Genomic DNA, 3579 nt, shown 5'->3' on the forward strand with positions numbered 1-3579 from the left:
CCGGTTCTCGGCCAGGGCCAGCAGCGCGGGGCCGGTCAGCTCGAAGGCGACGGGCCCGGCCAGGTCGAGCACCACCGTGTCCGCCCTCTCGTGCGCGGCGGCCTGCAGTGCCTGGTGCAGGGGGACGGCGACGGGGCGCGCCTGCGGGTCCCAGCGGGCCAGCGAAGCGGTGGAGGTGAAGGCGGGCAGGGCGCGCCGGCCACCGGCCTGGAGAGTCGGCACCGCCATGTCACTGGTCTTCTCGCGGCGCAGTCCGGCCGTCCGCCGCCCGCCACCGCCCTGCTCGGGAGCTCCGTGCTCCTCCTCACCGTCCTCCTCGACCTCGCCGAGGACGGCGACGACCGGCACGAGCAGCCGGGCGCCGCGCAGCGCCGCGAGGACCGGGCCGACGGCTGTCCTGTCATCGGCCCATGCCGCGAGGGCCGCCGTCAGTCCGGGCGAGGCAGAGCCGTCGTCGTCGGAGAAACCGGAGTCCGGGATGTTCTTGAGCGCCACACGACGAGGGTAGTGGACCGGTTCTCCCACCTGGGCGACAGGTCGGGCACAGCCTCCTGCCAGGTGCGCTTCCTGGCGTGCGGGCCATGTCCCGTCACCGAACGCGCAGGCCCGCGCTGCCCGGCCTCGTGACCGCCGCCGTCGTCGTGCTGCTGGCCGGTTCCGCTGCGGGAGGTGCGTATCTGGTGGGTCACCCGCCGGATGACGCGCCCTCGGCCGTGGCCGCCGTATCGTCCGCATCGAGCCTGCCGGCCGCGGCGGGCCGGAGCGAGGAGCCCGACGTGGATCTCGACGCGGAGCTGGCCGGCGCGCTGGCGGCCCTGGCCGGCGGCGCCGATGTGTCGGTGGCCGTGCTGGACACGGAGAGCGGCGTGGGGGCCGCGTACGGGGACGGGGCGTACGACGCCGCCAGCATCGTCAAGGTCGACATCCTGGCGGCGCTGCTGCTCCAGGCGCAGGACGAGGACCGGGAGCTGAGCGGCGCCGAGCAGGCGTACGCCGAGGCCATGATCCAGCGCAGCGACAACACCTCGGCCACCGAACTGCTCAAGGCGATCGGCGGGGAGGAGGGACTCGACGCGGCCAACGAACGGCTGGGGCTGACCGGGACGAAGGCCGCCCACGCCTGGGGGCTGACCCAGACCACGGCCGCCGACCAGGTGCGGCTGCTGGAGGCGGTGTCCGGGGCGGATTCGGAGCTGTCGGCGGCCTCGCGCGCGTACCTGACCGGACTGATGGGCCAGGTCGAGGCGGACCAGCGGTGGGGGGTTTCCGCGGCGGGCACCGGTGCGGTGCTGAAGAACGGCTGGATGCCCCGGACCACGACGGGACTGTGGGACGTCAACAGCATCGGGCGGGTGGAGAGCGGCGGGCACACCCTGCTGGTGGCGGTGCTGTCGCGCGGGCACGTGACGAAGGAGACGGGCATCTCTCTCGTGGAGTCCGTCGCGAAGGCTGCGGTCGGCGTGATCGGCACGGGCTGAGACCGGTTCGGTGGCCGGCACGGGCTGAGACCGGCGCGGTCAGCGGAAGGGGCCGGTGGGGAACGGGTCGTGCCCGGGCGCGGGCGCAGGCGCGTACCTGCCGCCGGTGTTCCTGCCACGCCACAGCACCACCGCCAGGGCGAGGAGCACGGCTCCGAGGCCGCCCGCCGAGGGGGCCAGCCAGCCGGCCGGGTCCCCGTCGCCCCCCTGCGGCGCGGGGCCGGAGCCGAAGTACTCGCCCCGGTGGCCCGCCGCGGCGGACCGGGCGCTCAGATCGTCCGGGCGCAGCTTCGACCCGGCCGCTATCGCGGCGGCCGGGTCGACCAGGCCGTAGCCCCTGGCGTCGTCGCGGCCGCCGGCGGGGGCGTCGCGGGCGGTGTCCGCGAGCAGGGTCTTGATCTGCGCGGGCGAGAGGCCCGGGTGCGCGGCACGCACGAGGGCCACGGCCCCGGAGACGTACGCCGACGCCGCGGACGTGCCCCACTCGATGTAGTAGTGCCGGTCGGGGTTGGCCACGACGATGTCGACGCCGGGTGCGCTGACGGTGGCGTACCAGCGCCGGGTGGAGAACGCGGCGTGCGTGCCGTACTTGTCCACGGCCGCGGCTGCGATCACCCCGGGGTAGGCGGCGGGATAGGAGACGCGGTCCCCCTTGTCCCCGCTGTTGCCCGCCGAGGCGACGACGACGACTCCCTTGCCGAGGGCGTACTGGACGGCGGCGTCCTCCCCGGGCTCCGGGTGGGCCGACTCGCTGTCGTCACCGAGGGAGAGGTTGATGACGTCGGCACCCTGGTCGGCCGCCCAGCGGATGCCGTCGGCGAGTGCGGTGCCGCGTGATTCGCGGGCTTTGGCGCGTGACGGGTCGCCGGACTCCAGGATCACCCGCACCGGCAGGATCTTCGCTTCCGGGGCGATGCCGAGGACACCGTCGCCCCGCCCGGGGCCGCTCCCGCGGCCCGCGATGATGCCGGCCATCGCGGTGCCGTGCAGGGCCCAGGAGCGGTCGCCGCGTCCGGCACCGAAGCCGATGAGGTCCTTGCCGGGGAGTACCTGGCCCGCGAGGTCCGGGTGGGCGTCGTCGACCCCGGTGTCCAGGACGGCGACCGTGATGCCCTCGCCCTTCGTGGTCTGCCAGGCGGTGTCGGTGTGGAGGGCCTCCAGGCCCCACTGCTGGTCACGGATGGCGTCCGCGTGGGCGGGGGCGGCGGGCAGCACCGCGAAGGCGGTGGCCGTGGCCACGGCGGCGAGCGCCCGGAGCCGGCGGGAACGGGTCATGCCGGCTTCTCCGTGAGGTCGGTGACGGTCCTGCGCAGGGCGCGCTCCACCCGGTCGGCCACGCCCTTCGCCTCGTGGCCGAGTCCCGCCTGGGCGGGGGCCGTCGTGGCACCGGCGGCCATGGCCTCGGCGGCGGGCTGCGGGTCGGCGACCGCCCGGCCGTCGGCGAAGCCCGAGACGGCGAACATGACGACGGGCAGCTCGGTGAGGACGTGCACCGTCCAGCTGGCGCGCTGCTGGTCGCCGAATTCCGCGGCGGCGGTTCCCTCGACGGGGTAGGCGCGGGGCATCAGATCGGAACGGCCGGTGAGGCGCTGGGTGGTGAAGCGGGTGCTGAGCGCGCTCATCGCGTCGGTGCCGGCCTCGGTGAAGACCATGCCGACGGTGGTGACGCTGCTACGGGTGGCATCGGTGTAGGTGGCACGCAGCAGGCGTTCGCAGCCGGCCGGGCGGAGCGTCTTGAGCAGCAGCGGGTCCAGGCCCGCCGCGCAGCCGCTGTCGCTCGCGACGGCGACCCTGGTCCAGGTCCGGTCCGTGGCCCCCGGGCCCGCGCCGTCGCCCTTGAGGGTGCGCGGGAAGAGGGTGTCGACGGGCACGCTGTGCCAGGCGGAACGGCCCACGGCGTACGCGCTGTCGTCGCCGGTCCGGGCCGCGGAGTCACCGGTGAGCCAGCTGCCGGTGACGGCTCCCCCGATGAGCCCGAGACCGAGCACGGCACAGACCGCAGCCGCCGCGGTCCTGACGGGGTTCCGGGCCTTGACGGGGCGCAGCCGGGTGGTGGTCCCGGCGGGCGTCCGGGCGTACGCGTAGTACGCGCCGGGCGGGG

General features: G+C 75.5%; 4 protein-coding genes. 1 reads left to right on the forward strand and 3 read right to left on the reverse strand.

Features of this window, described 5'->3' with window-relative positions; translation table 11 throughout:
- A partial coding sequence (locus VN520_RS08300; RefSeq protein ID WP_325746203.1) for an SseB family protein occupies positions 1 to 495 on the reverse strand: 495 nt, incomplete at its 3' end.
- Positions 496 to 581: 86 nt separating this feature from the next.
- Between VN520_RS08300 and VN520_RS08305 the strand changes: the two genes are divergently transcribed.
- The gene (locus VN520_RS08305; protein WP_325746204.1) at positions 582 to 1478 is read left to right on the forward strand and encodes a serine hydrolase; all 897 of its coding nucleotides are present in this window, start codon (positions 582 to 584) and stop codon (positions 1476 to 1478) included.
- A 39-nt stretch (positions 1479 to 1517) separates the two neighbouring features.
- On the opposite strand, the gene mycP is transcribed toward VN520_RS08305, so the two are convergent.
- Together mycP and VN520_RS08315 are read right to left on the reverse strand one after the other, a co-directional pair.
- A complete protein-coding gene (gene mycP, locus VN520_RS08310; protein WP_325746205.1) occupies positions 1518 to 2753 on the reverse strand; it encodes a type VII secretion-associated serine protease mycosin in 1236 nt (411 codons plus the stop codon).
- The coding region (locus VN520_RS08315; RefSeq protein ID WP_325746206.1) for a hypothetical protein at positions 2750 to 3579 on the reverse strand (830 nt) is incomplete at its 5' end. The genes VN520_RS08315 and mycP, both read right to left, overlap by 4 nt.

This window comes from Streptomyces sp., assembly GCF_035563135.1.
Taxonomy (GTDB): domain Bacteria; phylum Actinomycetota; class Actinomycetes; order Streptomycetales; family Streptomycetaceae; genus Streptomyces.